Source organism: Candidatus Zixiibacteriota bacterium (assembly GCA_035380245.1).
In the GTDB taxonomy this organism is placed as follows: Bacteria; Zixibacteria; MSB-5A5; order GN15; family FEB-12; genus DAOSXA01.
The window spans coordinates 1-2,402 of the sequence record DAOSXA010000011.1; the positions used below are offsets into that span (position 1 = coordinate 1).

Sequence of the window (2,402 nt, forward strand, 5' to 3'; positions counted from 1 at the left end):
CATCGAGGAGATACTGACACCATGAACCAAAGTACAGACAACTACATCAAGATGGAAGACTGCGTTCCGCGCGGCGTATACCGCTTGGACGGACGGAACTTCTCGGTCGGTGTATGCGTGGTCAAACCGACTTCGCCGGGCGCAGAAAAACCGGAAACGGGCTTCATCGGCCTGCGCTACAAGTTTGGCCTGCGAATAGACACTGAGTTGCACTGGGATGCTGACGAACGTTACGGTACCGCGAAGCCGCTTGAACTCCTGCACATGCTGCCGGACGACATCGAGGCGAGCGAGACCCGGGCGCTGTTCAACTACCTGGAACAGCTACACAAAAATCATGAATGGGAAGAGCTATGAGCCTCGACAAGGCCATCAAGCACGGCAAAGAGCACCGGAAACCGTATCGCGGCGCCAAGGCCGTGGACAAAAGCTGCCGAAATCATGGGAGCTGCCCGGCATGCCAAGGGAAGGTCAAGTACAAATGGAAACGACAGACCCCGCTGGAGGAAGACAAATGAGAGGCAGAAGAGATGCCGATATGAGCACTTACCAAGTCACTCAGCACCTGCGCGCCCTCGCCGAAGACAGATCCCTCGACATCGGCACGGCGCGAAACGCCCTCGACCGTGCCGTCGAGAGGCTGGACAAGCTGGAGCCCGTGTTGAAGCGCATCCTGGCACGAATCCCCCGGCGCTACCCCGCGCCGGCTACATTCACAGTCAGGATTTCCTCCCATGAGGTGGAGGCCCTGCGAGAAGAACTGGAGAAATCGGAATGAAAATCTACACCCACGAAGAGCGTTGCGCCCTGATCGACCGCGTAGCTACCTGGTGCTTCGACAACACCCAGAGCTGGGAGTTCGACCATGTCGGAGAGGCGCTGGCCTATCTGTTCTGGGCAATCGCTGCCCCGCGGTCGGGCGGCGCACTCGATGTTTCGCCGGAACACAGCGGTGACTATGGCCGCTTCGTCGACCTATTAAAAACGAACCCCAACGGGCTCTTCGAAGAGCTCGTGGAAGAAGGATTCATCGTCGTATGAAAGTAAAACAAACAATCACGCTCCATGCGCCGTCCAAGAAGGCGATGGGTGAGTTCATGTACTTCGTGACGCAGTGCATCCAGGACTTCCACGACAGCGGAGAGGCCCCGATTGGCTGCTACTACGACCGAGACGACGAGCCCGAAAAAGACGAGGAACAAAATGGCAAAACGAATAAATAGAGCCCTGCTGCAGGACATCCTGTCCAAGGGCGACGGAGTGAAGACGGTCTCAAGCGAGGCCGTGGATTGGGTGATCTCCGTCGCGGAGCAAGCGGCGAAGAACCTGGCCGAGAGCGGGCGGAGGACTCCGGCCGGTCGGCTGATGGCGCCGAAGCTGGACTGCGGCTTGATGGCCAGGCACATCACAAAGCCTCAGGACCAGGCTGCCGCAGCTGGCGTCGAACTGGCACAAGACCCGGGGGCCCCGGCGTGGGGCCCCCGGGAAGATTGGCAACTGGCCGTACGCTCCGGTGCGACGAAACTGAGCTTCGAGAAGTGGAAGGAGCAGGGGAAAAATGGAACAACTGATTAACGCAATCTATTTCCTCGGCGGAATCGCCGCCGGAGTAGGCGCGTGCTTCCTCTATTGGAGGATGCCATGACGACCAAGAAACAAAGAGACCTCGTGGCCGGGATGAAGTGGCCGCCATGCGAGCTAACTCCGACGAAAACGACCCGCCCGGAAGGCCGGGTATCCCCTCGCTTCGCCGTTGAGGACCAAGGAGACCGGTTCATCCTGTCTCCGGAGGCCTACGCCGAGCTGGTGCGGAAGATCAATCTCGGGATTGCTGCGCTGGAGCGCCTGATGGGATGTGACGCATCCTACGATCTGATCGAGCATGATGGGGTCAAGCACTGCGTCTATTGCGGCCGGGAATACTTAGCGGCGGACGTCGATGGGAAGCTGTGCCCCAGTGAAGACTGCCCTGGCTTCGTGTGTCGGGCGGCATTAAAGGAGATGAAGAAATGAGCAAAGAACAAAACGGCGGGCCGGCGTCGGCAACAAACAAGGACAAGCTGCTCCGTTTGCTCCATATCGCCCAGGCGGCGGAAGGAGCGCTGGCTTCCTACGTCGACCGAGACGATCCAACCAAGGCGCTGGGAGCAAGGGCCATCTTACAGGCCTTAAACAAGACCATTGAGGAAGTGTCGGAATGAGTCAAAACGGAATAGCCAAAACGGCGAAAAACCTGAAGCTGCTACAGAAACAATACGGGGCTGCGGCAAAAGCAAACCAGCCCACGTTCCTGTTCAAAGACGAAGATGGTGCCGAGGTTCGGTTGGTGACTGCGTATGCTTACTACTTGATTGAGTACTTAAAGCAGGAGGGCGTAAATGAAAACTGAGAAACCGTTCGTC

9 protein-coding genes are annotated in these 2,402 nt (G+C 58.0%); all 9 read left to right on the top strand.

What is annotated here, in order from left to right:
* Positions 1 to 357 (top strand): hypothetical protein (locus PLF13_14500; GenBank protein HOP08479.1); only part of this gene is annotated, 357 nt, incomplete at its 5' end.
* Positions 354 to 518, top strand: coding sequence for a hypothetical protein (locus PLF13_14505; protein HOP08480.1), 165 nt, complete (start codon positions 354 to 356; stop codon positions 516 to 518). The genes PLF13_14500 and PLF13_14505, both read left to right, overlap by 4 nt.
* Positions 515 to 778 carry a hypothetical protein gene (locus PLF13_14510; GenBank protein HOP08481.1) on the top strand — a complete coding sequence of 88 codons (264 nt, stop codon included), beginning with the start codon at positions 515 to 517 and terminating at the stop codon, positions 776 to 778. Before PLF13_14505 ends, PLF13_14510 begins: the two co-directional genes overlap by 4 nt.
* Positions 775 to 1,041, top strand: coding sequence for a hypothetical protein (locus PLF13_14515; GenBank protein HOP08482.1), 267 nt, complete (start codon positions 775 to 777; stop codon positions 1,039 to 1,041). Before PLF13_14510 ends, PLF13_14515 begins: the two co-directional genes overlap by 4 nt.
* Positions 1,038 to 1,223, top strand: a complete 186-nt coding sequence (locus PLF13_14520; protein HOP08483.1) for a hypothetical protein — start codon at positions 1,038 to 1,040, stop codon at positions 1,221 to 1,223. The genes PLF13_14515 and PLF13_14520 overlap by 4 nt, the downstream gene beginning before the upstream one ends.
* The gene (locus PLF13_14525) at positions 1,204 to 1,575 is read left to right on the top strand and encodes a hypothetical protein (protein HOP08484.1); all 372 of its coding nucleotides are present in this window, start codon (positions 1,204 to 1,206) and stop codon (positions 1,573 to 1,575) included. The genes PLF13_14520 and PLF13_14525 overlap by 20 nt, the downstream gene beginning before the upstream one ends.
* 66 nt (positions 1,576 to 1,641) lie before the next feature.
* Positions 1,642 to 2,013 (top strand): hypothetical protein, encoded by a 372-nt coding sequence (locus PLF13_14530; protein HOP08485.1) that lies wholly within the window; start codon positions 1,642 to 1,644, stop codon positions 2,011 to 2,013.
* Positions 2,010 to 2,201, top strand: coding sequence for a hypothetical protein (locus tag PLF13_14535; GenBank protein HOP08486.1), 192 nt, complete (start codon positions 2,010 to 2,012; stop codon positions 2,199 to 2,201). Before PLF13_14530 ends, PLF13_14535 begins: the two co-directional genes overlap by 4 nt.
* Positions 2,198 to 2,389, top strand: coding sequence for a hypothetical protein (locus tag PLF13_14540; GenBank protein ID HOP08487.1), 192 nt, complete (start codon positions 2,198 to 2,200; stop codon positions 2,387 to 2,389). The genes PLF13_14535 and PLF13_14540 overlap by 4 nt, the downstream gene beginning before the upstream one ends.
* Positions 2,390 to 2,402 lie beyond the last annotated feature (13 nt).

Bases quoted from the DNA above. Each gene is read 5' to 3' on its own strand.
- PLF13_14535 (HOP08486.1), top strand. From the start codon at position 2,010: ATGAGCAAAGAACAAAACGGCGGGCCGGCGTCGGCAACAAACAAGGAC.
- PLF13_14525 (HOP08484.1), top strand. From the start codon at position 1,204: ATGGCAAAACGAATAAATAGAGCCCTGCTGCAGGACATCCTGTCCAAG.
- PLF13_14540 (HOP08487.1), top strand. From the start codon at position 2,198: ATGAGTCAAAACGGAATAGCCAAAACGGCGAAAAACCTGAAGCTGCTA.
- PLF13_14530 (HOP08485.1), top strand. From the start codon at position 1,642: ATGACGACCAAGAAACAAAGAGACCTCGTGGCCGGGATGAAGTGGCCG.
- PLF13_14520 (HOP08483.1), top strand. From the start codon at position 1,038: ATGAAAGTAAAACAAACAATCACGCTCCATGCGCCGTCCAAGAAGGCG.
- PLF13_14510 (HOP08481.1), top strand. From the start codon at position 515: ATGAGAGGCAGAAGAGATGCCGATATGAGCACTTACCAAGTCACTCAG.
- PLF13_14505 (HOP08480.1), top strand. From the start codon at position 354: ATGAGCCTCGACAAGGCCATCAAGCACGGCAAAGAGCACCGGAAACCG.
- PLF13_14515 (HOP08482.1), top strand. From the start codon at position 775: ATGAAAATCTACACCCACGAAGAGCGTTGCGCCCTGATCGACCGCGTA.